The organism is Streptomyces sp. NPDC038213 (assembly GCF_055600495.1).
This window is the reverse complement of sequence record NZ_JBVJYM010000023.1, coordinates 64,543-87,899: the sequence shown is the minus strand read 5'-3', so window position 1 is coordinate 87,899 and position 23,357 is coordinate 64,543. Positions and strand designations below refer to the sequence as shown.

The 23,357-nt window shown below is 73.6% G+C and carries 21 protein-coding genes; 17 read left to right on the top strand and 4 right to left on the bottom strand.

What is annotated here, in order from left to right:
- Positions 1-201: 201 nt before the first annotated feature.
- From ACZ7JZ_RS26320 to ACZ7JZ_RS26305, 4 genes are all read left to right on the top strand, one after another.
- Entirely contained in the window at positions 202-2,760 is a 2,559-nt protein-coding gene (locus ACZ7JZ_RS26320) for a beta-glucosidase H (RefSeq protein WP_470943395.1), read from the top strand.
- Positions 2,761-2,810: 50 nt separating this feature from the next.
- A complete protein-coding gene (hflX, locus tag ACZ7JZ_RS26315; RefSeq protein WP_470943394.1) occupies positions 2,811-4,241 on the top strand; it encodes a GTPase HflX in 1,431 nt (476 codons plus the stop codon).
- Positions 4,242-4,376: 135 nt separating this feature from the next.
- On the top strand, positions 4,377-4,826 hold the full coding sequence (locus ACZ7JZ_RS26310; protein ID WP_470943392.1) for a helix-turn-helix domain-containing protein: 450 nt from the start codon (positions 4,377-4,379) through the stop codon (positions 4,824-4,826).
- Positions 4,732-5,436 (top strand): VapC50 family PIN domain-containing toxin, encoded by a 705-nt coding sequence (locus tag ACZ7JZ_RS26305; RefSeq protein WP_470943412.1) that lies wholly within the window; start codon positions 4,732-4,734, stop codon positions 5,434-5,436. The genes ACZ7JZ_RS26310 and ACZ7JZ_RS26305 overlap by 95 nt, the downstream gene beginning before the upstream one ends.
- Positions 5,437-5,531: 95 nt before the next feature.
- Here the strand turns inward: ACZ7JZ_RS26305 and rfbH are convergent, their stop codons facing one another.
- Positions 5,532-6,833: a lipopolysaccharide biosynthesis protein RfbH gene (gene rfbH / locus ACZ7JZ_RS26300; RefSeq protein WP_470943391.1), complete on the bottom strand. Its 1,302-nt coding sequence runs from the start codon at positions 6,831-6,833 to the stop codon at positions 5,532-5,534.
- A 211-nt stretch (positions 6,834-7,044) separates the two neighbouring features.
- Here rfbH and ACZ7JZ_RS26295 point away from each other — a divergent pair, with 211 nt between their 5' ends.
- The 6 genes from ACZ7JZ_RS26295 to ACZ7JZ_RS26270 all read left to right on the top strand — a co-directional run bounded on the left by ACZ7JZ_RS26295 (position 7,045) and on the right by ACZ7JZ_RS26270 (position 13,050).
- Entirely contained in the window at positions 7,045-7,227 is a 183-nt protein-coding gene (locus ACZ7JZ_RS26295) for a DUF5302 domain-containing protein (protein ID WP_470943390.1), read from the top strand.
- A gap of 335 nt (positions 7,228-7,562) precedes the next feature.
- Positions 7,563-9,632 (top strand): beta-ketoacyl [acyl carrier protein] synthase domain-containing protein, encoded by a 2,070-nt coding sequence (locus tag ACZ7JZ_RS26290; RefSeq protein WP_470943389.1) that lies wholly within the window; start codon positions 7,563-7,565, stop codon positions 9,630-9,632.
- Positions 9,629-10,456: a 4'-phosphopantetheinyl transferase family protein gene (locus ACZ7JZ_RS26285; protein ID WP_470943387.1), complete on the top strand. Its 828-nt coding sequence runs from the start codon at positions 9,629-9,631 to the stop codon at positions 10,454-10,456. The genes ACZ7JZ_RS26290 and ACZ7JZ_RS26285 overlap by 4 nt, the downstream gene beginning before the upstream one ends.
- Before the next feature lie 135 nt (positions 10,457-10,591).
- On the top strand, positions 10,592-12,184 hold the full coding sequence (locus ACZ7JZ_RS26280; protein ID WP_470943386.1) for an acyl-CoA carboxylase subunit beta: 1,593 nt from the start codon (positions 10,592-10,594) through the stop codon (positions 12,182-12,184).
- On the top strand, positions 12,181-12,411 hold the full coding sequence (locus ACZ7JZ_RS26275; protein WP_470943384.1) for an acyl-CoA carboxylase epsilon subunit: 231 nt from the start codon (positions 12,181-12,183) through the stop codon (positions 12,409-12,411). The genes ACZ7JZ_RS26280 and ACZ7JZ_RS26275 overlap by 4 nt, the downstream gene beginning before the upstream one ends.
- 177 nt (positions 12,412-12,588) lie before the next feature.
- Positions 12,589-13,050 (top strand): nuclear transport factor 2 family protein, encoded by a 462-nt coding sequence (locus ACZ7JZ_RS26270; RefSeq protein WP_470943383.1) that lies wholly within the window; start codon positions 12,589-12,591, stop codon positions 13,048-13,050.
- 26 nt (positions 13,051-13,076) lie between these two features.
- Here the strand turns inward: ACZ7JZ_RS26270 and ACZ7JZ_RS26265 are convergent, their stop codons facing one another.
- The gene (locus tag ACZ7JZ_RS26265) at positions 13,077-13,388 is read right to left on the bottom strand and encodes a hypothetical protein (protein WP_470943381.1); all 312 of its coding nucleotides are present in this window, start codon (positions 13,386-13,388) and stop codon (positions 13,077-13,079) included.
- 213 nt (positions 13,389-13,601) lie between these two features.
- Here ACZ7JZ_RS26265 and ACZ7JZ_RS26260 point away from each other — a divergent pair, with 213 nt between their 5' ends.
- Positions 13,602-13,799, top strand: coding sequence for an MbtH family NRPS accessory protein (locus ACZ7JZ_RS26260; protein WP_470943379.1), 198 nt, complete (start codon positions 13,602-13,604; stop codon positions 13,797-13,799).
- 91 nt (positions 13,800-13,890) lie between these two features.
- Here the strand turns inward: ACZ7JZ_RS26260 and ACZ7JZ_RS26255 are convergent, their stop codons facing one another.
- A complete protein-coding gene (locus ACZ7JZ_RS26255) occupies positions 13,891-15,246 on the bottom strand; it encodes a lysine N(6)-hydroxylase/L-ornithine N(5)-oxygenase family protein (protein WP_470943378.1) in 1,356 nt (451 codons plus the stop codon).
- A 310-nt stretch (positions 15,247-15,556) separates the two neighbouring features.
- Between ACZ7JZ_RS26255 and ACZ7JZ_RS26250 the strand changes: the two genes are divergently transcribed.
- The gene (locus tag ACZ7JZ_RS26250; RefSeq protein WP_470943376.1) at positions 15,557-16,231 is read left to right on the top strand and encodes an FMN-binding negative transcriptional regulator; all 675 of its coding nucleotides are present in this window, start codon (positions 15,557-15,559) and stop codon (positions 16,229-16,231) included.
- Positions 16,232-16,288: 57 nt separating this feature from the next.
- Here ACZ7JZ_RS26250 and ACZ7JZ_RS26245 read toward each other — a convergent pair whose 3' ends face one another.
- A complete protein-coding gene (locus ACZ7JZ_RS26245; RefSeq protein WP_470943374.1) occupies positions 16,289-16,918 on the bottom strand; it encodes an LmbU family transcriptional regulator in 630 nt (209 codons plus the stop codon).
- A 645-nt stretch (positions 16,919-17,563) separates the two neighbouring features.
- Between ACZ7JZ_RS26245 and ACZ7JZ_RS26240 the strand changes: the two genes are divergently transcribed.
- From ACZ7JZ_RS26240 to ACZ7JZ_RS26220, 5 genes are all read left to right on the top strand, one after another.
- Positions 17,564-18,769 (top strand): serine hydrolase domain-containing protein, encoded by a 1,206-nt coding sequence (locus tag ACZ7JZ_RS26240; RefSeq protein ID WP_470943373.1) that lies wholly within the window; start codon positions 17,564-17,566, stop codon positions 18,767-18,769.
- Between the two features lie 81 nt (positions 18,770-18,850).
- A complete protein-coding gene (gene argC / locus ACZ7JZ_RS26235; RefSeq protein ID WP_470943371.1) occupies positions 18,851-19,879 on the top strand; it encodes an N-acetyl-gamma-glutamyl-phosphate reductase in 1,029 nt (342 codons plus the stop codon).
- A 22-nt stretch (positions 19,880-19,901) separates the two neighbouring features.
- Positions 19,902-21,053 (top strand): bifunctional glutamate N-acetyltransferase/amino-acid acetyltransferase ArgJ, encoded by a 1,152-nt coding sequence (argJ, locus tag ACZ7JZ_RS26230; protein WP_470943369.1) that lies wholly within the window; start codon positions 19,902-19,904, stop codon positions 21,051-21,053.
- On the top strand, positions 21,050-21,994 hold the full coding sequence (gene argB, locus ACZ7JZ_RS26225; RefSeq protein ID WP_470943367.1) for an acetylglutamate kinase: 945 nt from the start codon (positions 21,050-21,052) through the stop codon (positions 21,992-21,994). Before argJ ends, argB begins: the two co-directional genes overlap by 4 nt.
- Before the next feature lie 206 nt (positions 21,995-22,200).
- On the top strand, positions 22,201-23,357 hold a 1,157-nt coding region (locus tag ACZ7JZ_RS26220), incomplete at its 3' end, for an acetylornithine transaminase (RefSeq protein WP_470943411.1).

Below are 23,357 nucleotides of genomic sequence, written 5' to 3'. Positions count from 1 at the left end.
GGCCCCCACCGGTCCCGCCGGGCCTCCGATCCGCAGTCCTCAAGCGATCCTCAAGCACCCGATCCCAGGTAACACGGGGCAAAGGCCCCGAACTCCGTAGAGTGTGACGGGCCGACCTCGTCTCCTGCGGACCACTCCGTGAGCGTGGAGGGACGCGCACCACGCGCGCGCACCAACGCACCGAAGACACCAGGAGACCGCATGCTGTCCCGCAGGCCGGCGGAGCGAACACCCCGCCACCGCACCCCCCTCCAGACCGCGCCCGGGACCCCCGGGCGCCGCCGCCCGGCCCGCACGCCGCGACTGCTCGCCCTGACCGTGGCCCTCTTCTGCACGGGCGGCGTACTCGCCCCCGCCACCGGCACCGCCGCCCCGGCCGCCGCGTCCGCACCGGCCCAGGAGGGCACCCAGCGGGTCCGCGACCTCGTCGCGCAGATGACCCTCGACGAGAAGCTGACCTTCGTCCACTGGACCGCCGGACCGCAGAACGGCCCCCTCGCCAAGGGAGTCGGCTACCTGCCCGGCGTACCGCGCCTCGGCATACCCCCGCTCCAGGCCGCCGACGGCCCGGTCGGGCTGCGCATCAACGGCAGCCGCGCCACCGCGATGCCCACCCCCACCGCCCTCGCCGCCACCTTCGACGACTCCCTCGCCACCGCCTACGGCAGGGTCCTCGGGCACGAGGGCCGCGCACTGGGCCAGGACGTGGTCCTCGCCCCGATGGTCAACAACATCCGCGTGCCGCACGGCGGCCGCAACTTCGAGACCTTCAGCGAAGACCCGCTGGTCACCTCCCGCACCGCCGCCGCCGAGATCAAGGGCATCCAGTCCCAGGGCCTGATGGCCACGGTCAAGCACTTCGCGGGCAACAACCAGGAGACCGACCGCTTCACCGTCGACGCGAAGATCGACGAGCAGACCCTCCACGAGACCGAGCTGCCCGGCTTCCGCAGCGCCGTCGAGGCCGGAGCGGCCTCCGTGATGTGCGCCTACAACGGGGTCAACGGCACCCCGGCGTGCAGCAGCGACGAGCTCCTGACGAAGGTCCTGCGCGAGCAGTGGGGCTTCAAGGGCTGGGTGATGTCCGACTGGCTCGCCACCAAGTCCACCACCGACATCACCAAGGGCCTCGACCAGGAACTCGGCCTGGAGATGGGCAAGCCCACCGACCCGGTCCCCGACTCCAAGCACTTCGGCGCCGCCCTCAAGACGGCCATCGCAGCCGGCACCGTCCCCGAGGCCGCCCTCGACCGCTCCGTGGTCCGCATCCTCGGCCAGATGGAGCGCTTCGGCCTCCTCGACCCCGCAGGCGGCGCCCCGCGCCCCGTACGCGACGCCCAGGCCGGCCGGGAAGCCGCCCGCGAGATCGCCGAGAACGGCGCCGTCCTGCTGCGCAACACCAACACCGGCGGCCGCCGCGCCCTCCCGCTCACCGGGACCGCCGCCACCTCCCTCGCCGTCATCGGCGACAGCGCCAAGCACCCCAAGGTCTCCGGCCTCGGCAGCGCGCACGTCGTCCCCGACGCGGCGAAGTCCCCGCTGGACGCCCTGCGCGAGCGCGCCGGCTCCCAGGCCTCGATCGCGTACGAGCCCGGCATCGACCGGCTCGGCACCCCGCTGCCCGAGGCGAACCTGAGCCCCGCCTTCCAGAACGGCAGGCAGCTCGACGCGGGCGGCGACCGCCAGTTCTACGACGGCACCCTGACCGTCCCCGCGGACGGCGACTACCGCATCGGCGTCCGCGTCGACGGCGGCCTCGCGATCCTCCAGATCGAGGGCCAGAACCCCGTCTACGCCGCCGACTCCTTCAGTGAGACCACCAGCATCGTCCTCAAGCTCACCAAGGGCACCCACAAGCTGACCATGAGCGGCTGGGCCTGGCCCGACCGCCCGCTGTCCGTGGACCTGACCTGGGTCACCCCCGAGCAGGCCGCCCGCAACATCGAGCGGGCCGTCGCCGCCGCCTCCGCCGCGCGCACCGCCGTGGTCTTCGCCCAGGACGAGGGCTCCGAGGGCTACGACCGCCCGTCGCTGTCCCTGCCCGACGGCCAGGACGCCCTGATCGCCGCCGTCACCCGGGCCAACCCCAACACGGTCGTGGTCCTCAACACCGGCTCCTCCGTGCTGATGCCCTGGCTCCACTCCACGGGCGCCGTCCTCCAGATGTGGTACCCCGGCCAGGAGGGCGCCCAGGCCACCGCCGCGCTCCTCTACGGCGACGCCAACCCCAGCGGCAAGCTCACCCAGACCTTCCCCGCCTCCGAGACCGCCCACCCGATGGCCGGAAAGCCCGAGCGCTTCCCCGGGGTCGGCGGCAAGCAGGAGTACAGCGAGGGCATCCACGTCGGGTACCGCTGGTACGAGCAGCAGGGCGTGGCCCCGCTGTTCCCCTTCGGGCACGGCCTCTCGTACACCTCCTTCACCTACCGCGACCTCGCCGTCGAGCGGACCGCGACCGGCGCCGCCGTCCGCGTGACCGTCCGCAACAGCGGCTACTCCGCGGGCAAGGAGGTCGTCCAGGTCTACCTCGGCCCCAGCGGCCAGATCACCGCCCCGCAGGCCGCCAAGAAGCTCGCCGGCTACACCAAGGTCGCCCTGGCGCCCGGCCAGGAGAAGCGGGTCACCGTCGCCGTCGACGCCCGCCAGCTCCAGTACTGGGACACCGCGCGGCACGCCTGGCAGGACGCCCCCGGCGCCCGCACCGTCAAGGTCGGCTCCTCCTCGGCGGACATCCGCCTCACCGGCCGCCTCGCCCCCTGACCCGCCCTCCCCGCCGCCCGACCGACCCCCACCCCAGTGGAAGGAAGCACATGACCGCTACGGACCACGACACCGTGACCGCCGCCGAACCCGGCACCGCCGCCGGCAGCCGGATCGCCGCCGCCGACGCCATCGACACCACCCAGGAGACCGGCCTGCGCCACGTCGCGGCCCTCTCCACCGAACTCCGGGACGTCGTGGAGGTCGAGCAGCGCAAGGTGCGCCTGGAGCGCGTGGTGCTCGTCGGCGTGTGGACCTCCGGCACGGTGGCGGAGGCCGAGAGCTCCCTCGCGGAGCTCGCCGCCCTCGCCGAGACCGCGGGCGCCCTGGTGCTCGACGGGGTCATCCAGCGCCGCGACAAGCCGGACCCGGCCACCTACATCGGCTCGGGCAAGGCCGCGGAACTGCGCGCCCTGGTCGAGGCCACCGGCGCCGACACCGTGGTCTGCGACGGCGAGCTGAGCCCCGCCCAGCTCGTCCGCCTGGAGGAGTTCGTCAAGGTCAAGGTGGTCGACCGGACCGCCCTGATCCTCGACATCTTCGCCCAGCGCGCCACGTCCCGGGAGGGCAAGGCGCAGGTCGCGCTCGCGCAGATGCAGTACATGCTGCCGCGGCTGCGCGGCTGGGGCGCCTCGCTGTCCCGGCAGATGGGCGGCGGCGGAGGCGCGGGCGGCGGCATGGCCACCCGCGGCCCCGGTGAGACGAAGATCGAGACGGACCGGCGCCGGCTGCGCGACAAGATGTCCAAGATGCGCAAGGACATCGAGGAGATGAAGACCGCCCGCGACCTCAAGCGGCAGGAGCGCCGCCGCAACAAGGTCCCGTCGGTCGCCCTCGCGGGCTACACCAACGCCGGCAAGTCCTCCCTCCTCAACCGCCTCACCGGCGCCGAGGTCCACGTCCAGAACGCCCTGTTCGCGACCCTGGACCCGACCGTGCGCCGCAGCGAGACGGCAGGCGGCCGGGCATACACCCTGGCCGACACGGTCGGCTTTGTACGCCACCTGCCGCACCAGCTCGTCGACGCCTTCCGGTCCACGCTGGAGGAGGTCGCCGAGGCGGACCTGATCCTGCACGTGGTCGACGGCTCGCACCCCGACCCGGAGTCGCAGATCGAGGCCGTGCGCACGGTCATCGGCGAGATCGGCGGCGCCGGCGTACCCGAGCTGGTGGTCGTCAACAAGGCGGACGCGGCCTCCCCGGAGACCCTCGCCCGCCTCACCGCGGCCGAGCCGACGGCCCTCACCGTCTCCGCCCGCACCGGCGAGGGCATCGAGGCCCTGCTCGCCCGCATCGCGGAGGAACTCCCGCACCCGGAGACGGAGGTGGACGTCCTCATCCCGTACACGGAGGGCCACCTGGTCGCCCGCATCCACGCCTCGGGCGAGGTCCTCTCCGAATCCCACGAGGAGACGGGCACCCGCCTGAAGGCCAACGTGGACGCCCCCCTGGCCGCCGACCTCGCGGCCTACGCGGCCTGACCCCGGCCGGCCCGCCACCCCGAGCGCCCCGCGCCCCGCCCCTACCGGCGGGGCGCGGGGCGCCGTGCCACCGGGTTGCCGACAGCGGAGGCGCATGGTTACAGTTATTTCACATACCTTGCGAGGGGAGGCGCCGTGGCTCGCTCAAGCGTCCTGGCACGGGCCGAGAAGGTTGAACCGGACCCGGCGCACCAGGATGCCCTGGCCGCTGCGGCCCGGCTGGTGCCCGAAGCCGTCGAAGTGCTGGTGCACACGCCGGACGGAGGCGAAGTAGCGCTTCCGAGCGAGCTGCTGCGGATTCTCGCGGCCGCTGCGGGCGAGCTGGCCCGAGGCCGTGCCGTGACCGTGCTCGCCTCGGAGGCCACGCTGTCGCCCGCCGAGGCCGCAGAGCTCCTGGGCCTGTCCCGCCCCTTCGTCTCCCGCCTCCTGGACTCGGGGGACATCCCCTCGGCGCACCTCCCTGGCAGCACCCACCGCGTGGTCCGGCTGACTGACGTGCTGGCCTTCCAGCAGCGGCGCGAGCGTCGCAGGGAGGGACGGCGCCAGATCGCCGACGCCCTGTCGGACACGGGCCGGCCCGACTGACGCGAGTGCCGTCGAGCCGGCGCGGAGGGGTAGGGGCCGAAATAGGGCACCGCGGGTTTTCGTCGACACCAACGTCCTGTTCCCGTTCTCGGTGATGGACGTGATGCTTGCCCTTACCGAGGACGCCGTGCACGAGATCGTCTGGTCCGAGCGGTTGCTGGCGGAGTGGGAGCGGGTCATCGTCCGGGAAGAGCGGCGTACGGCGGCATCCGCGGCCGCGGTCGTGCGGGCTGTACGCCGGTTCTTTCCCGACTGCGAGATCGGGGAGCAGTCCTATGCCCACCTCGTCGCCGATATGCCCGGCAGCGATCCCGACGACCGCCACCACGCGGCTGCTGCCGTGGCCGCCGGGGCCGGGGTGCTGGTGACGTGGAACATCTCGGACTTCCCTGCGGCCCCGTTGGCCGCACGCGGAGTGCGGGTGGTCGATCCTGACTCCTCCTTGTGCGAGCTGTACGGCGAGTTGCCCCACGAGACGGCGCAGACGGTGGTCAGGCTTGCCGCGGAGAAGCGCAACCCGCCGATCGCGACCGGAGACGCCGTTGCCCGGCTCGCGAAGGCCGGGCTGCCGCGGTTCGCGGATCTGCTGACGGGCCACATCGGAGGCTGATCGGGGTGACCCGGCGCCGCGCCGCCGCGGCGGGGACGCGCCGCGGCCCGCACCCGGCCGGGGGCCGTTCGCGTGCGGGCCGCGGCGTGGTCGGCTCAGTGGGGGGCCGTGGTGAAATCGCGGATCGTGGTGATGACGTAGTCGAGCATCTCCTCCGTCAGGCCCGGGTAGACGCCGATCCAGAAGGTCTGGTCCGTGATCAGGTCGCTGTTGATGAGCGGTTCGGCGATGCGGTGGGGCTTCTCGGCGTACGCGGGGTGGCGGGTCAGGTTGCCTGCGAAGAAGCGGCGGGTGTTGATCTTCGAGGACTCCAGGTGGTCCACCAGCGCCGCGCGGGTGTACGCCGCCTCCGGGTCCACCGTGATGAGGAAGCCGAACCAGCTCGGGTCGCTGTCCGGGGTCGCCTCCGGGAGCATCAGGCCCGGCAGGCCGTCGAGGCCGGCCCGCAGCTGGGCCCAGTTGCGGCGGCGGGCCGCGCTGAACTCGTCCACGCGCTGGAGCTGGCTCAGGCCCAGCGCGGCCTGGAGGTCGGTCGCCTTCAGGTTGTAACCCACGTGCGAGAAGATGTACTTGTGGTCGTAGCCGTGCGGCAGCTTCCCCATCTGCTGGTCGAAGCGCTTCATGCACCGGTTGTCCTCGCCGGGCTCGCACCAGCAGTCGCGGCCCCAGTCGCGGAAGGACTCCACGATCCGGGCCAGCGCCAGGTTGCTCGTCAGGACGCAGCCGCCCTCGCCCATCGCGATGTGGTGCGCCGGGTAGAAGCTGGTCGTCGCCAGGTCCCCGAAGGAGCCGGTGCGCTTGCCTCGGTACGTGGAGTCCACCGCGTCGCAGTTGTCCTCGACGAAGAACAGCCCGTGCTGCTCGGCGAGCTGTGCGACCTCCTCGACCTGGAACGGGTTGCCCAGGGAGTGCGCGATCATGATCGCGCGGGTCTTCGGGCCGATGGCCGCCTCGATCCGCTCGGGCGTGGTGTTGTACGTGCCCAGCTCCACGTCCACGAAGACCGGCACCAGGCCGTTGTGGAGGATCGGGCTGACCGTGGTCGGGAAGCCCGCCGCCACGGTGACGACCTCGTCGCCCGGCTTCAGGCGCTGCTCCTCCAGCTGCGGGGAGGTCAGCGAGCTGAGGGCGAGCAGGTTGGCGGAGGAGCCCGAGTTCGTCAGGTGCGCCTTGCGGGTGCCGATGAACCGCGCGAAGTCCCGCTCGAAGCGCCGCGAGCTGACGCCGGCGGCGATCCGCATGTCCAGCGCCGCGGAGACCAGGGCCAGCCGGTCCTCCTCGCTGAGCACCGCCCCGGACACCTGCACGGGGGAGATCCCGGGCTGGAAGGGGCCGGGGGCCTGTTCGCGGTGGTATTCACGGACGAGCTCCGCGATCCGGTCCTTGGTCTCGCCCATGGTCGTTCCCTTCTGATGGCACCCGCTGACGGAACCGTGAGCCTAGGGCCGGGGGAGCGGTGGACCGGCAGAGCGCCGGTCGACTTCATCAGGTCCGGGGGAAAAGCCGACCGGTGGCGAAATCTTTTCCCCCGGAAGGAAAAGAGGCTCGCACGGCGGAGGCTCGGATGCCACAATAAAACCGCTCTAGAACATGCTCAGGAGGCAACGCATGACTGATACCCCGGAAAACAACGCAGCCGAGACCGACGCCAAGCAGAAGTTCCGCGAGGCCCTGGAGCGCAAGTCCCGCAACGCCAGGTCCCAGCAGGCGCACCACGAGGCGCGGCTCAAGATCAACGGCACCAACGGGCCCAACCACCAGAACCGGAGCTTCCGACGCAAGGCCGGCTGACCCGCCGCAGCACTTTTCCAGAGGGCCGCCGCGATCCCGCCCAGGGGATCGCGGCGGCCCTCTTCTGCGTATCCGCACGCGTGCGCGGACCCTTCCGCCGGGTCCGCTCCGGGCTCCTGCGCGTTCCCGCCCGGCCTCCCCGGGCCCCGATTCTCGATTACTGCTCGAATTTCGGTTGACAAATGCTGGAGAATTCCTGGGCGTATGCTCTGCATTCAGCCGAACCGCGTTCCGCCCGGCCCGCCGCGATTGTTTTCTACTACGAGCGCGCCGTGGTGCGCCGCGCGCGACCCCGTCGCCGCCGGCGCTTTCGTCCGAGGGAGGAACGCGTCCGGATGGACGACAAGGAGATACTGACCCGCTTCAAGGACGGGACCCTGGACCGGAACCGCGCCGCGGCCCTGCTCGCGGCCCGCGGCGGCGGCACGGGCGGCCGCCCGGCCCCGCTCCGGGGCCGGTCGCAGGCCCCCTCGCCCTCGCCCTCGTCTCCGCCCGCCCTCCCGTCCGGTCCCGCGTCCGGTCCCGCGTCCGGGTCCGTACGGCCCCCCGTACCCGCGCCCGCGCCCGCCCCCGCGGAGTCCGAGCGCTTCGCCGTCGTCGGGCTCGCCGGCCGCTTCCCCGGGGCCGCCGGCCCGCGGGCCCTGTGGCAGCAGCTGCGCGCCGGGCGCGGCACCGCCGGACCGCCCCCGGCCGACCGCCCCGGCGGCGGTGGCGAGCCGGGCCACTACCTGGACGGCGTACAGGACTTCGACCCGGTGTTCTTCGGGATCGAGCCCGCCGAGGCCGCCCTGATGGACCCGCAGGAGCGGATCTTCCTGGAGACCGCCTGGGAGGCCTTCGAGGACGCCGGCTGCACCGGCAGCCGCCTCGACGCGCTCACCGCGCCGGACGGGACCCCGCGCAGCGTCGGCGTGTTCGTCGGCGCCACCGCGGGGGACTACGCCCTGCTGGCCGCCGAGGCCTGGACCCGCGGCAGCCGCGCCATGCCCCGCCGCGGCCACTGGAGCCTGCCCAACCGGCTCTCCGGGCTGCTCGGGCTGACCGGCCCCAGCCAGAGCGCGGACACCGCCGAGTCCTCCGTGCTGGTCGCCCTCGACCTCGCCCTCGGGGCGCTGCGCCGCGGCGAGTGCGAAGCGGCCCTCGTGGGCGGCGTACAGCTGCTGCTGCACCCGGCGGGGCAGCGGCCCGGGGCTGGCGAATGCGCGGGGGCTCTGCTGCTCAAGCCGCTCGGGCGGGCCCTCGCCGACGGGGACACCGTGCACGCCGTCGTCTGCGCGGCCGCCGTCCACACCGGCCCGGCGGCCGGACCCGGCGGGCCCGGCCGCGCCGAGCGGACCGCGCTGCTGCGCAGCGGGTACGAGCCCGGCACCGTGACCCTCCGCGAGAGCGCCGCGGACGCCGAGCCGACGGTCGGGCGGGCCGGAGCGGCCACCGGCATCGCCGTACTGACCCGCGCCGTCCTCCAGCTGCGCCACCGCGTGCTGCTGCCCGGCGCGGACCGCCCCGATGCCGAGCCGTGGGCGGCCCCGGAGCAGGGCCCCCGGCGGGCCTCGGCGGCCGTCCGCGGGGCGGGCGGGGTCGAAGCCCACGTGATCCTGGAGGAGTTCCCGCCTCCGGGACCCACCGGACCCACCGCGGTCACGGGGTCCGGTGGACCCACGGGACCCACCGGGCCCACTGACCTCACCGGGCCCACTGACCCCACCGGCACCGCCACCACCCCCGCCACCCAGACCCCTGACCACGGCCTCCGCCTCGCCGAGGTCACCCCCATCGGGCTCCGCCGCCCTGCCGACCCGCACCCCCGAACCCAGGCCCAGACCCAGACCCAGACCCAGACCCAGGCCCAGGCCCGGGCCCACGCCGGGACCCAACTCCCGCCCTTCGCACCGGAGTCGACCCCGGCAGCCGCCACCCCCGCCCCCGAGGGCGAGCTCGTCCTGCTCTCCGCGCCCACCCCCGCCCACCTGGCCGCCACCGCCGCCCGTCTCGCCGACTGGCTCGGCGGCCGCGAGGCGGCCCCCCTCGGCGCCCTCGCCCGCGCCCTGCGCACCGGGCGCGCCCCGATGGACTGCCGGTTCGCGGTCGTCGTCCGCGACCGTGCGGAGCTGGCCGCCTCCCTCGAGGAGCTCGCCGGGGGCGCCATGCGCGGGGTCGCCGACCTGCGCGGCGGCGCCGCCGACCCGCTCGGCCTGGGCGCGGTCCCCGAGACCCGCGGCTACCTGGCCGGGCTCTGGGGGGCCCGCAGACTGCACCAGCTGCGCGCGCTGTGGCTGTCCGGGGTGGACGCGGACTGGGCCGCCCTGGAGGCGGCGCCGGGCCACGGGGCGGTGTCCGTACCGCTGCCGCCCTCCGTGTTCCTGCGCACGCCCCTGTGGCTGCCCGGCACGGGCGAGGGCGGATGAGCACGACGGCCACGGCGCCCGCGCCGCAGCGGATACCGGTGGGGGAGGGGCCGCCCCCGGTGAACCTGTGGTTCTGCCCCAACGACGACCTCGCCCCCGCCATCGCCGCCACCCTGTGCACCCACTGGCTGGACGAGAACGAGCAGGAGATCGCGGGCCGCTTCCTCTTCGAACGCGACCGCCGCCAGTACCTCGTCGCCCACGCCCTGGTCCGCCGCGTCCTCGCCCTGGAGACCGGAATCCCCGAGGCGGAGTCCGTCATCTGGCGCTCCTCGCGCGGCCGCCCCTTCCTCCAGACCCCGGCGGGCGGGCTGCCGCGCGGCGGGGACGCCCTCGACTTCAACCTCTCGCACTCGAACACGTACAACCTCCTCGGGGTCGCCCGCGGGCACCGGATCGGGGTGGACGTGGAGCGCCTCGACCGCTCCGACGTCGGCCTGTCGACCATCGTGAACACCTTCGCCCCCGCCGAGCGCGACTGGATCGCGGGCCTGGCCCCCGGCCGCCCCCGCGACCAGCGGGTCCTGCGGCTGTGGACCCTGAAGGAGGCCTACTCCAAGGCCCGCGGCCTCGGCCTCGGACTGCCCTTCGACTCCTTCTCCTTCACCCTCGCCGAGGACCGGGGCGTCCTGCGCTTCGAGCCGCCGGAGGACGACGAGGCCTCCCGCTGGCGGTTCCTGGAGTTCGAGCCGGTACCGGAGGTGCTGGCCGCGGTGGCGCTGGAAGTGGACGGGGTACGGCCGCCCGCCGTCCACCTGCACCACGGCTTCCCGTGGGGGCGCGCGGCCCCGCGCCGCCTCGTGCTCCCCGCCGCGAGCCGCTGACGCCCGCTGACATCCGCTGACACCGGCTCAAGCGGCAGGAGTGGCGGGACTACAGCGAGCATTGAGCCGCCCTGCCGATGCTGAGCACCCCGACACCGGCCGGACCCGGTGCCTCTGTGTCGAAAGGGACCGCACATGACCATCGTCGAGGAACGACCGCTGGAGGAAACGCGGTGCGCCACGCTGCGCGAGCGCACCGCCGAACTGGCCGCCATCCGCGAGGCGGCCGAGGCCGGACCCAGTGCCCGCGCCACCGAGGCCCAGCACGCCAAGGGCAAGCTGACGGCCCGCGAGCGCATCGCGATCCTCTTCGACGAGGGCACGTTCAACGAGGTCGAGGGGCTGCGCAGGCACCGCGCCAGCGGCTTCGGCCTGGAGGACCGCAAGCCCTACACCGACGGGGTCGTCACCGGCTGGGGCAAGGTCCACGGCCGCACCGTCTTCGCCTACGCGCACGACTTCCGGATCTTCGGCGGTGCACTCGGCGAGGCCCACGCCGAGAAGATCCACAAGCTGATGGACCTCGCCGAGGCCGCCGGAGCCCCCATCGTCGGCCTGTGCGACGGCGCCGGGGCCCGCATCCAGGAGGGGGTCACCGCCCTCGCCGGGTACGGCGGCATCTTCCAGCGCAACGTCCGCAACTCCGGCGTGATCCCGCAGATCTCCGTGATCCTCGGCCCCTGCGCCGGCGGCGCGGCCTACTCGCCCGCCCTCACCGACTTCGTGTTCATGGTCCGCGGCACCTCCCAGATGTTCGTCACCGGGCCCGACGTGGTCCAGGCGGTCACCGGCGAGGCCGTCACCATGGAGCACCTCGGCGGCGCCGACTCGCACGCGGCCGCCTCCGGCGTGGCCTCCTTCGCGTACGACGACGAGGAGACCTGCCTCGAGGACGTGCGCCACCTCCTGTCCCTGCTCCCCGCCAACAACCGGGAGGTCCCCCCGGCCGGCGACGAGGAGGACCCCGCCGACCGGCGCAACGAGGCGCTGCTCGACCTGGTGCCGGCCCGCCCCACCCAGGGCTACGACATCCGCGACCTCATCGAGGAGGTCGTCGACCACGGCGACTACTTCGAGGTGCACGGCGCCTGGGCGCAGAACGTGGTCTGCGTGCTGGCCCGGCTCGGCGGCCAGGTCGTCGGCATCGTCGCCAACCAGCCCGCGTACCTCGCCGGCGTGCTCAACATCGAGGCCTCCGAGAAGGCCGCCCGCTTCGTGCAGTTCTGCGACGCCTTCGGCATCCCGCTCGTCACCCTGATCGACGTACCGGGCTTCCTGCCCGGCGTGGACCAGGAGCACAACGGCATCATCCGGCACGGGGCCAAGCTCCTGTACGCGTACTGCAACGCCACCGTCCCGCGGATCAGCCTGATCCTGCGCAAGGCCTACGGCGGCGCGTACATCGTCATGGACTCCCGGTCCATCGGCGCCGACATCGCCCTGGCCTGGCCCTCGAACGAGGTGGCCGTCATGGGCGCCGAGGGCGCCGCCAACGTCATCTTCCGCCGCGAGATCGCCGCCTCCGACGACCCGGAGGCCACCCGCGCCCAGAAGATCAAGGAGTACCAGGCCGAGCTCATGCACCCCTACTACGCCGCCGAACGGGGCCTCGTGGACGACGTCATCGACCCGGCCGAGACCCGGGCCAAGCTGATCGCCTCCCTCGACATGCTGCGCGCCAAGGCCGCGCCGCTGCCGGCCCGCAAGCACGGGAACCTCCCGCTGTGAGCGCCGCCGAGCACAGCCCGCTGCCGCTGTCCCTGGCCACCGTACGGATCACCCGGGGCAACCCCACGCCGGAGGAGACGGCCGCCATCGCCGTCCTCCTCGCGGCCCGGCTGCACCAGGCCCAGCAGGCCGCCGCAGCCCCCCGGGAGGCCGCGGCCCCCCGCGTCCGGGACTTCCCCTCGCGGATGCGCCCCCGGTTCCGGGCCCCGGGCTCCTGGGCCTCGTGACCGGAAGCGGAACCTGCCCTGCCGCTCGGCTGTAGGAACGCTTGAGGAGTCTTTGACGGATCCTCGATCCGGCCCCCGGAGACTGTCCGCACCGAGTCGGGGTCCCCGCAAGCGCCCCGGGATCCACTCGGCCGCCCCGCCACCCCGGGGGCACGGCCGGAAGCGGAGGCTGAGAGCATGACCGTCGAACTGGTCCGCACCGCGGAACGCCCCCTGCGCGGAACGGAGTTCGCCGCCCTGTACGCAGAGGTGCAGCGGTTCTACGCGCACCAGATGGAGATCCTGGACACCCACGACACCGCCCGCTGGGCCGAGACCTTCACCGAGGACGCCCTCCTCGAACCGCCCGGCCCCGCCGTCCCGCTGCGCGCCCGCACCGGGCTCGCCCGCTACGTGCGCGCGGGCGCGGCCCGGCAGCGGCGGACGGGCGGCCGGCTCGACCACTGGGTCGGGATGCTCGACGTACGCCCCCGGGAGGACGGCACGCTGCGCACCCGCTGCTCGGCCCTCGCCTGCGCCCCGGCGGGCGGCGACGGCCCGCGGGCCCTGTACGTGTACGCGATGGAGGACGTCCTGGTCCGCGAAGCCGGCACCTGGCGCGCCGCGCACCGCCGGATCACCCGCGACGACCTGGCCTGACCGGGTACCCGGGCCGAACGGGCCCGTCAGGGAAGGCTGTTGAACGAGGCGAACACGTCGTCGAGCTCGTTCGAGTGGACCGTGAACGACTCGGGGGCCAGCGCCTGCGCGTCGAGGACGGCGATCACCGAGCGCACGGTCTCGACCCCGGCCTCGCCCCTGATCTGCAGGGTCAGCGCCCCGGGATCGGTCCACGACTCGCCCAGGCCCCCGCCCGGACCGGCCGCGAAGGCGGCGCCGGCCCGCTCCAGTGCGCCTTCGTCGGCGAACCGGAGCCGGACGAGGCCGCGGGGGGCGGAGCGGGGGACGGGGCCGCCGATCGGGCAGCTGGTGCTCATGGGCACGACTCCTTCTGTGGAGGGCCCCGGCCGGACCGGGGCCCCTGTGGCCGGTGGACACGCGCTCGAGTCCGGCAGGAGACCAATTGTGCTTGCGCCGCAATCATCGCGCGTGGACGCAGGGCAATGGAAGTCGATCCCCGTTAACTCGCTTGAAATGGCGAATTCTTTCAGGGGATTTCTTCAGTGGATGGCCTGAATTGGAGTGTGGTGATGACTGGCAGAAATCCGTCCGACGGTACTTCCGTCAACTTCTACGTGGTGGCCGACGGGGAACTGCGGCTTTCGCTGTGGCCCTCGTACACCGAGATACCCGGCGGCTGGCGGATCGTATTCGGCGAGGACAGCAGGGAGAACTGCGTCGGATACGTGGAACAGCAGAATTGGAGGGCGGCCGCCGAGGTCGCATGAGAAATGACGGCGGGGTGGGCCCCGGTGCCGGAGGAACGGCACCGGGGCCCACCCCGTCCGGCCCGCGGCCGCCCGGCCGCGGGCCGCCGGCTCAGGCGGCCGAGGCGGCCTTCTCCGCGGGGCCGGTGCGGCCGAGCTCCCGCCCGGTGCGCCGCAGCACGATCGAGTCGGCGATCTCGCCGCTGCGCACCGCGATGTTCGACAGCAGGGCCGAGGACAGGCCGTGCGTGTGCTCCGTACCGCCCTGGAGGTAGACCCCGCAGGTCATATCGGTGGCGTTGACCAGGCGGTAGTCCCGCTCCACCTGGTGCTTGCCCGCCGCGTCGCGCCGGAAGTTCGCGTCGAACTCCCCGAGCAGCCGCGCCGGGTCCAGGCCGTCGTACCCGGTGGCGAACACCAGGACGTCCACGGCCGACTCCTCGACGGTCTCGTCGAGCAGCGAGCGCAGCACCACGCGGGTCTCGTCCCCGGCGCTCTTGACCCCGTCGACGCGCGTGAGGTTGCGGAAGTGCAGCCGCTGCGTGCCGCGCACCTGCTCCTCGTACTGGCGCTGGTACAGGGCCCGGATGACGTCGGCGTCGACCACCGAGTAGTTGGTGTTGCGGTGGTAGCGCCAGAAGGAGTCCCGGGCCCGCTCGGTGCCGAAGTAGTACTCGTCCACCGCCGCCGGGTCGAAGACCTGGTTGGCGAAGGGGGTGTCGTCGGCGACCGAGTAGCCGTACGAGGGGATGACCGCGCTGACCTGGGCGTGCGGCAGCGAGTCGTAGAAGAACCGGGTGATCTCCGCCGCGCTCTGGCCGGCGCCCACCACCATCACGTTCTTCAGGGCGGCCGGGTCCTGGGCGTTGAACTTGGCCAGGAACTCGGAGCTGTGCCAGACCCGCTCGTGGCCGCCCATGCCCTCCGGCAGGCGCGGCACCAGCCCGGTGGAGATGGCCACGTTGCGCGCGGCGACCGTGCTGGTCGTGCCGTCCGCGGACCGCACGTCGATCTCCAGGAGGTCGGGGGCGCCGGTCCCGCCGTCCTCCGCCACCGGCCGGATCGCGGTCACCTCGGTGCCGTACGACACCAGCTCCGAGAGCCCGCCGGCCGCCCACTCCAGGTACTGGTGGAACTCCTGGCGGGTCGGGAAGAAGTCCTGGTTGTTCACGAACTGCACCAGCCGGTCGGAGGCGTGCAGGAACGAGACGAAGCTGAACCGGGACAGCGGGTTCCTGAAGGTCACCAGGTCCTTGAGGAAGGAAATCTGCATCGTCGTCGACGGCAGCAGCATGTTGCGGTGCCAGCCGAACGAGGCCTGCTTCTCGAAGAAGTGGGCCCTGACCGGATGCTGCGGGGTGCTCTCGCCGTGCTCCGACAGAGCGATCGCGAGTGACAGGTTGGACGGGCCGAACCCGATGCCGACCACGTCGTAGATCTCTTGGCTGCGCCTGCCCGTTATGCCCATAGAAAATTCTCCCGATTGCGTCTGGAAAACTCGGCCGGTGGCCCGAGAGACCGCTCTGCAGTGTGCTGCGGAAAGGGTCTCAAAGGCAACTCGAAGACGGCATGAAGACGACCCGAAGGCCATTTGAGAACCGCTCGGGGCGCTCGGAATCCGCAATCGTTGTCCCGTCGGCAGGACGTCGGTATGGTCGGCCCGGATTCTCGAGAACCCCACGGGTCCGGCTCGAACCCCTCTGGAGCCGGGGGCGAATGCGCCCGTACAGCCCGGAGTCGGAGCCAGGCCCTGGGAAAAGACCGAAAGGTGAATCCGCATGTTCGTGCCCAGCTTTTACCGCGAGCCCGACAGCTCCTGGATGGTGGACGTGGTCCGCGGCAACCCGCTCGCCCTGGCCGCCGGCAACGGCACCCCCGAGACCGGCCCCTTCGCCACCCACCTGCCGGTCATCTTCGACCCGGAGACCTCCGCCGACTGGACCGGGGACCTCACCGGGGCCACGCTGCTCGGCCACATGAACAAGGCGAACCCGCACTGGAAGGCCCTGGAGACGGGCAGCGTCCTGCTGCTCACCTTCACCGGACCGCACTCGTACGTCTCGCCGACCGTCTACCAGAAGTCGCCGGCCGCCCCCACCTGGAACTTCACCGCCGTGCACGTCCGCGGCACGGTGGAGAAGCTCGGCTCCGAGGAGGACACGCTGAGCGTGGTGGAGTCCACCGTCCGCGCCTTCGAGGGGCGGTTCGGCAACGGCTGGGACATGACCGAGTCCCTCGGCTACTTCCGCAAGATCGTGCCCGCCGCCGGGGCCTTCCGGCTCACCGTGACCGGCGCGGAGGGGATGTTCAAGCTCAGCCAGGAGCAGCCCTGCGAGGTGCGCGAGCGGGTCCGGGAGACCTTCGGGGCCAGCGAGTGCACGTACAAGCGCGAGACCGCCGGACTGATGGGGCGGCTGGAGCCGGCCCGTGAGCCGGCCGTGACCGGAGCCTGAGCAGCCGCGGGCCTGCGCACCGCAAGGAGGCCCTTCTGAAACAAGACTGACGGTCGGTCAGGCGCTGACGGCCAGCGGCAGCTCCGGCACCTGAAGCGGCATCTGAACCGGCACCTGAACCGGGCCGTCCGCCGGCTCCGGCTGCTCCAGGGCATCGGCCGCCGCGCTGTCGAGCGCGCTGGTCACCCACTCCTCGAAGCCGACACCGGCCCGCTCGGCGGCCTTGTGCCACCACTCCAGGCGGCTGCCGGCCACCTCCAGCCGTCGGCTGGGCGCCGCCGCGGACACCGGCTCCGGCTCCTCGCTGCGGCGGGTCGCGCGCAGGGCGCCGCGCAGCTGCTTGGTCGTCCACTGCAGCTGTTCGGCGCGCCCGAGCCAGACGTCCTGCTCCTCGGGGGGCAGCGAGGCCAGCTCCGCATGGTGCTGGAAGCTCAGTGCGGGCCGCCGCCGGTCCAGGCCGAACCGCCGTGCGACCCAGGCGTAGTTGCGCAGGGTCTGGTACGAGAGGCCGACCGCGCGGATGCCCCGCTGGTAGCGGTCGGTGTAGTGGTCCTTGCCGTAGACCAGCCAGTCGCCCAGCCACCAGCAGGAGGAGTCGAGGACCCCGGCGAGCTGGCGCCCGGCCCGCTCCCACTCGTCGTAGGCCATGGCGGTCGGCATCTGGAGGCCCACCTTGGTCGTCAGCACCTGGCCCTGGCCCCGGCGCGGTGCGGCCGGGGCGCCCGCTGCCGTCCGCGGCAGCCGGGGCGGGGTCTGCGGCGGGAGAGCGGTTGCCGAGCCGCCGGGGGACCCCGCTGTGTGAGCGGCCTGACGCGCCATCATGCCTCCATGAGAAGGGTGCACATATCCGGCGAGGAGTCTCGCGGCGGGGGCTGGAACGACACCGGAGGAGCGTTCGAGCGATCGTGCGGCGCTCTTCCTGCGGGCGGGCCCCTGCTCGGCGGCGCCGTCCGGTGGCATCATCGGTGAACCCCGGGCAGCCGTTCGGCCGGACGTCCCGCCGCACCGCGGCGGCCGGGCCGCCGGGGGTCCGGGCGACGGGCCCGGGTGTACCGTCGACGGGACGCCGTACGGCCGCGGGTGCCGCCGCCGTGCACGGAGCGCACCCCTCTCCGCACGACCCGGCCGGGGCCCCGCCCCGGGTCCGGAGCGACCCGCCGCGGCGCGGCCCCCCTGCCCCGCGGGCCCCCTCGTCCTGCCCGCACCCGAGCCGGGCGACCCGGGCCCCGGGCCGGGCGGCCGTACCGCCGCCGGCGGCGGGGCCGGTGCGCACTGCGGATACCCCGGGGGACCGCGCTCCCAGCCAGTTTCAGACCACTTCAGGAACGGGGAATGACGATGCGGAAGAGACCGAGAGCCGCGCTGGCAGCGCTGGCGGCCGTGGCGTTCACGGCCACCCTGTGCGCGGTACCCGCCCACGCGGCGGTCCGGGACACCGTCCCGGAGACCGAGGCCGCGCCGTGGACCCACCAGGCCACGCGCAGCGCCATCACGGCCGCCGTCGCCGCAGGCGTACCCGGCATCACCGCCGAGGCCCGCGACCACCGCGGGGTCTGGAAGACCGCCGCGGGCGTCGGCAACCGGGTCACGAACACCCCGCGCGGCAAGCACGACCGCTTCCGCGTCGGCCACCTCACCAGCACCTTCGTGGCGACCGTCCTCCTCCAGATGGAGGCCGAGGGCAGGCTCGACCTCGACGACACGGTGGAGCAGCACCTGCCCGGCCTGATCACCGGCAACGGCAACAGCGGCAGCGCGGTCACCGTGCGCCAGCTGCTCAACCACAGCAGCGGCCTGCCCGAGTACCTGGCCGACTCGGCGTACGTCAACACGTACGTCCTGGGCGACGGCTACCTCCAGAACCGGTACACCGCCCTGCCCCGCCTCCAGCGCGTGCAGGTGGCGCTCACCCAGGGCCCGCAGTTCACGCCCGGGGTCCGGCACGGCTTCTCCAACACCAACGACGTCGTGGCGGCGCTGGTCCTGGAGAAGGTCGCGGGCCGCCCGTACGAGGACGAGGTCCGCCAGCGCATCATCGTGCCGCTCGGCCTGACCTCGACCACGCACGCGGGCAACGGCACCCAGCTGCCCGGCCCGACCAGCCGCGCCTACTCCAAGCTCTTCTACTTCACCCAGCCGGACCGCATCGACGACGTCACCGAGGTGCACGGCTCGCAGACCTGGGGCAACGCCGACGTCATCTCCAACGCGGCCGACATCAACAAGTTCTACGGCGCCCTGCTGCGCGGCAGGCTGCTGCCGGCCGCCCAGCAGGCGGCCCTGAAGACCACCCTGGTCAACCCGGACTTCCCGGCCTCCTCGTACGGCCTGGGCATCGAGAAGCTGACCCTGGGCTGCGGCACCACCATCTGGTACCGCGACGGGGGCACCGTGGGCTGGTTCTCCCTGGTCGCGGTCACCGGGGACGGCAAGCACCAGCTGACCGTCAACTACAACTCGGACTGGGGGGTGGAGCACATCATGTCCATCCTCAACGCCGAGTACTGCGAGGCCGCGGAGACCCGGCGCGCCCGCTGAGCCGGGCCCCGCAGGGGGTGCGCGGCCGGCCGCCGGGCCCCGGGCCGCGCGGGAACGACACGTCTGTCAACGGGAGGGTTCATGACGGTGCGAGCCGCAGTGGCGGGAGCGAGCGGATACGCGGGGGGTGAGATCCTGCGGCTGCTGCTGGGCCACCCCGGGGTGGAGATCGGCACGCTGACCGGGCATTCCAGCGCGGGCCGCCGCCTCGGCACCCTGCAGCCGCACCTCGCCCCGCTGGCCGGCCGGGAGGTGGTGGCCACCACCGCCGAGGCCCTGCGCGGCCACGACGTGGTCTTCCTCGCGCTGCCGCACGGCCAGTCCGCCGCCGTCGCCGAACAGCTCGGCGAGGAGGTGCTCGTCGTCGACTGCGGCGCGGACTTCCGCCTGGCGCGGGCGGCGGACTGGGAGCGGTTCTACGGCTCCCCGCACGCCGGCACCTGGCCGTACGGGCTGCCCGAACTCCCCGGCGCCCGCGCCGCGCTGGCCGGCACCCGCCGGATCGCCGTGCCCGGCTGCTACCCCACCGCCGTCCTGCTCGCCCTGTTCCCCGCGTACGCGGCCGGACTGGCCGGGCCGGAGGCGGTGGTGGTCGCGGCCTCCGGCACCTCGGGCGCCGGCAAGGCCGCCCGTGCGGACCTGCTGGGCAGCGAGGTCATGGGCTCCATGCGGCCGTACGGGGTCGGCGGCGGCCACCGGCACACGCCCGAGATGGCGCAGCACCTCGGCGCCGTCGCCGGCCGCCCCGTCTCCGTCTCCTTCACCCCGACCCTCGCCCCCATGCCCCGGGGCATCCTCGCCACCTGCTCCGCCGCGGCCCTGCCGGGCACCGGGGCCGAGGAGCTGCGGGCCGCCTACGAGAAGGCCTACGCCGACGAGGCCTTCGTACGGCTGCTGCCCGCGGGCCAGTGGCCCGCGACCGGGGCGGTCTACGGGTCCAACTCCGCGCAGGTGCAGGTGGCCCTCGACGAGTCGGCCGGCCGGATCATCGCGATCAGCGCCATCGACAACCTCGCCAAGGGCACCGCGGGCGGGGCCGTCCAGAGCATGAACGCCGCCCTCGGCCTCCCGGAGGACCTGGGGCTTCCCACCACCGGAGTCGCACCGTGAAGACGGCCAACGAGGAGTTGCAGTGAGCGTCACCGAGGCACGAGGGTTCACGGCGGCGGGCATCGCCGCCGGGATCAAACAGAACGGCAGCCCGGACCTGGCGCTCGTCGTCAACAACGGGCCGCGCTCCGCCGCCGCGGGCGTCTTCACCTCCAACCGCGTGCAGGCCGCCCCGGTCCGCTGGTCCCGGCAGGTCCTCGCGGACGGCGGTCTGCGCGCGGTGGTCCTCAACTCCGGCGGGGCCAACGCCTGTACGGGCCCCCGCGGCCACCAGGACACCGAGGCGACCGCGCAGCGGGCGGCGCAGCTGCTCGGCACCGGCCCGGAGCAGGTCGCCGTGGCGTCGACCGGCCTGATCGGCGTACTGCTGCCGATGGACAGGCTGCTGCCGGGGATCGGTGCGGCCGTGGCGGCGCTGTCGGAGGACGGCGGTGAGGCGGCGGCGGTGGCGATCAAGACCACGGACACCGTGCACAAGACGGCGGTGGCGGGCGGGGACGGCTGGACGGTGGGCGGGATGGCCAAGGGCGCGGGGATGCTCGCCCCGGGCCTGGCCACCATGCTGGTGGTCCTCACCACCGACGCCGACCTGGACTCCGCCGCCCTGGACAAGGCCCTGCGGGACGCTACGCGGGTCACGTTCGACCGGGTGGACTCCGACGGCTGCATGTCCACCAACGACACCGTGCTGCTGCTGGCCTCGGGCGCCTCGGGAACGGTCCCGGAGTACGGCGAGTTCGCGGCGGCCGTCGAGGCGGTCTGCGCGGACCTCGCCCGGCAGCTCATCGGCGACGCCGAGGGCGCCAGCAAGGAGATCCGCATCGAGGTCGTGAACGCCGCGTCCGAGGAGGACGCCGTCGAGGTCGGCCGCTCGATCGCCCGCAACAACCTCCTCAAGTGCGCGGTCCACGGCGAGGACCCCAACTGGGGCCGGGTCCTGTCCGCCATCGGCACCACCTCCGCCGCCTTCGACCCCGACCGGCTCAACGTGGCCATCAACGGGATCTGGGTCTGCAAGGACGGGTCGGTGGGGGAGGACCGCGAGCTCGTCGACATGACCCCCCGCGAGGTCGGCATCACCGCGGACCTCGCCGAGGGCACCTGCTCCGCCGTCATCTGGGCCAACGACCTGACCGCCGAGTACGTCCACGAGAACAGCGAGTACGCCTCATGAGCGCTCCCGCGGCCGCACCCCCGGCCCTCCCGGCCCTCCACAAGGTCCGCGCCCTGGTCGAGGCGCTGCCCTGGCTCGCCCGCCACCGCGGCAAGACCGTCGTCATCAAGTTCGGCGGCAACGCCATGGTCGACGACGGGCTCAAGGCCGCCTTCGCCCGGGACGTCCTCTTCCTGCGGCACGCCGGGATCAACCCCGTCGTGGTGCACGGCGGCGGCCCCCAGATCAGCGCCCAGCTCGAACGGCTCGGCCTGGAGTCCCGGTTCGAGGCGGGCCTGCGCGTCACCACCGACGAGACCATGGACGTGGTCCGCATGGTCCTCGCCGGGCAGGTGCAGCGCGAACTCGTCGGGCTGCTCAACGAGCACGGCCCGCACGCCGTCGGCATGACCGGCGAGGACGCCCGCCTGATGACCGCCGCCAAGCGGTACGCCGAATCCGGCGGCAGGACCGTGGACATCGGGCGCGTCGGCGAGGTCACGGAGGTGGACACCGGGGTGGTGCGGGCCCTCATCGAGGACGGGCGCATCCCCGTGATCTCCTCCATCGCCCGGCCCGGGGACGCCAAGGACGCCGCCGCCGGCGGGGTGCTGAACGTCAACGCCGACACGGCCGCCGCGGCCCTCGCCGCCGCCCTCGGCGCCGAGGCGCTGCTGATCCTCACCGACGTCGAGGGCGTGTACGCGGACTGGCCGCACAGCGAGGAGGTCATCCCCCGGATGACCGCCGCCGAACTGGCCGATCTCATCCCCCGGCTGTCCTCCGGAATGATCCCCAAAATGGCGGGCTGCCTGCACGCCGTGACCCACGGGGTGCCCTCCGCCCGCGTCATCGACGGCCGGGTCGAGCACTCCGTCCTGCTGCAGATCTTCACCGACGAATGCGCCGGCACGGAGGTCGTGCCCGACCACCCGGCCGGCCCCGAGGGAGCGACGGCATGACCCAAGGCACGGGCCACAGCGCGGACACCCCCGCGGCCCCCACCCCCGCGGCGCCCACCTGCGCGACGCACGCACCCGCGACCCCCACCCCCGGGACGCCCCGGCCCGTGGCCCCCGGCCCCGGCGCCCGGACCACGGCCACCCACGCCCCCGCCCCCGCGGGCGGGAACGGCAACACCGCCCTGACCCGCCGCTGGCAGGGCGTCATGATGGACAACTTCGGCACCCCCCGGCTCCCCCTGGTCCGCGGCAGCGGCACCCGCGTCTGGGACGCGGAGGGCACCGAGTACCTCGACTTCCTCGGCGGTATCGCCGTCAACTCCCTCGGGCACGCGCACCCCGCCCTCGTACGGGCCGTGTCCGAGCAGGCCGCCTCCCTGGGCCACGTCTCGAACCTGTTCACCGCCGAGCCCACCGTGCGCCTCGCCGAACGCCTCCTCCACCTCTCCGGCCGCCCGGACGGCAGGGTGTACTTCTCCAACTCCGGGGCGGAGGCCAACGAGGCCGCGTTCAAGATCGGCAGGCTGACCGGCCGCCCCCACACGGTCTCCGCCTCCGGCGGTTTCCACGGCCGCACCATGGGCGCCCTCGCCCTCACCGGACAGCCCGCCAAACAGCGCCCCTTCCTGCCGCTGCCGGGCGGGGTCACCCACGTGCCGTACGGGGACGAGGCCGCCCTCCGGGCCGCCGTCACCACGGACACCGCCCTGCTGGTCCTGGAGCCGGTCCAGGGCGAGAACGGGGTGGTCGTCCCGCCCGCCGGCTACCTGCGCGCCGCCCGCGAGATCACCGCGCGCACGGGCACCCTCCTGGTCCTCGACGAGATCCAGACCGGCATCGGGCGCACCGGCCGCTGGTTCGCCGCCGAGGCCGAGGGGGTCGAGGCCGACGTGGTCACCCTCGCCAAGGGCCTGGGCGGCGGACTGCCCATCGGCGCCACCCTCGCCTTCGGCGCGGCCGCGGACCTGCTGACCCCCGGCACCCACGGCTCCACCTTCAGCGGCAACCCCGTGGTCTGCGCGGGCGCCCTCGCCGTACTCGACACCATCGAGCGGGACGGGCTCCTCGACCGCGCCGCCCTGGCGGGCGAGCGGCTGCGCCGCGGCCTGGAGGCCCTCGGCCACCCGCTGGTGCGCGGGGTCCGCGGGGCCGGACTGCTGCTCGGCGTGGTCCTCGACGGGCCGCACGCGGCGCGGGTGCAGCAGGCGGCCCAGGACCACGGACTGCTCGTGAACGCCGTGACGCCGGACGTCATCCGGCTCGCCCCGCCGCTGACCGTGGCGGACGCCGAACTGGACGCCTTCCTGGACCGCTTCGCCCGCGCCCTGTCCGCCACACGGGACCAGGCCCTCGTTCCGGCCTG

What these genes read in the sequence shown, in the direction of transcription:
- ACZ7JZ_RS26320 (WP_470943395.1), top strand. Translation starts at nt 202, where the DNA reads ATGCTGTCCCGCAGGCCGGCGGAGCGAACACCCCGCCACCGCACCCCC.
- hflX (WP_470943394.1), top strand. Translation starts at nt 2,811, where the DNA reads ATGACCGCTACGGACCACGACACCGTGACCGCCGCCGAACCCGGCACC.
- rfbH (WP_470943391.1), bottom strand. Translation starts at nt 6,833, where the DNA reads ATGGGCGAGACCAAGGACCGGATCGCGGAGCTCGTCCGTGAATACCAC.
- ACZ7JZ_RS26295 (WP_470943390.1), top strand. Translation starts at nt 7,045, where the DNA reads ATGACTGATACCCCGGAAAACAACGCAGCCGAGACCGACGCCAAGCAG.
- ACZ7JZ_RS26290 (WP_470943389.1), top strand. Translation starts at nt 7,563, where the DNA reads ATGGACGACAAGGAGATACTGACCCGCTTCAAGGACGGGACCCTGGAC.
- ACZ7JZ_RS26285 (WP_470943387.1), top strand. Translation starts at nt 9,629, where the DNA reads ATGAGCACGACGGCCACGGCGCCCGCGCCGCAGCGGATACCGGTGGGG.
- ACZ7JZ_RS26280 (WP_470943386.1), top strand. Translation starts at nt 10,592, where the DNA reads ATGACCATCGTCGAGGAACGACCGCTGGAGGAAACGCGGTGCGCCACG.
- ACZ7JZ_RS26270 (WP_470943383.1), top strand. Translation starts at nt 12,589, where the DNA reads ATGACCGTCGAACTGGTCCGCACCGCGGAACGCCCCCTGCGCGGAACG.
- ACZ7JZ_RS26265 (WP_470943381.1), bottom strand. Translation starts at nt 13,388, where the DNA reads ATGAGCACCAGCTGCCCGATCGGCGGCCCCGTCCCCCGCTCCGCCCCC.
- ACZ7JZ_RS26260 (WP_470943379.1), top strand. Translation starts at nt 13,602, where the DNA reads ATGACTGGCAGAAATCCGTCCGACGGTACTTCCGTCAACTTCTACGTG.
- ACZ7JZ_RS26255 (WP_470943378.1), bottom strand. Translation starts at nt 15,246, where the DNA reads ATGGGCATAACGGGCAGGCGCAGCCAAGAGATCTACGACGTGGTCGGC.
- ACZ7JZ_RS26250 (WP_470943376.1), top strand. Translation starts at nt 15,557, where the DNA reads ATGTTCGTGCCCAGCTTTTACCGCGAGCCCGACAGCTCCTGGATGGTG.
- ACZ7JZ_RS26240 (WP_470943373.1), top strand. Translation starts at nt 17,564, where the DNA reads ATGACGATGCGGAAGAGACCGAGAGCCGCGCTGGCAGCGCTGGCGGCC.
- argC (WP_470943371.1), top strand. Translation starts at nt 18,851, where the DNA reads ATGACGGTGCGAGCCGCAGTGGCGGGAGCGAGCGGATACGCGGGGGGT.
- argB (WP_470943367.1), top strand. Translation starts at nt 21,050, where the DNA reads ATGAGCGCTCCCGCGGCCGCACCCCCGGCCCTCCCGGCCCTCCACAAG.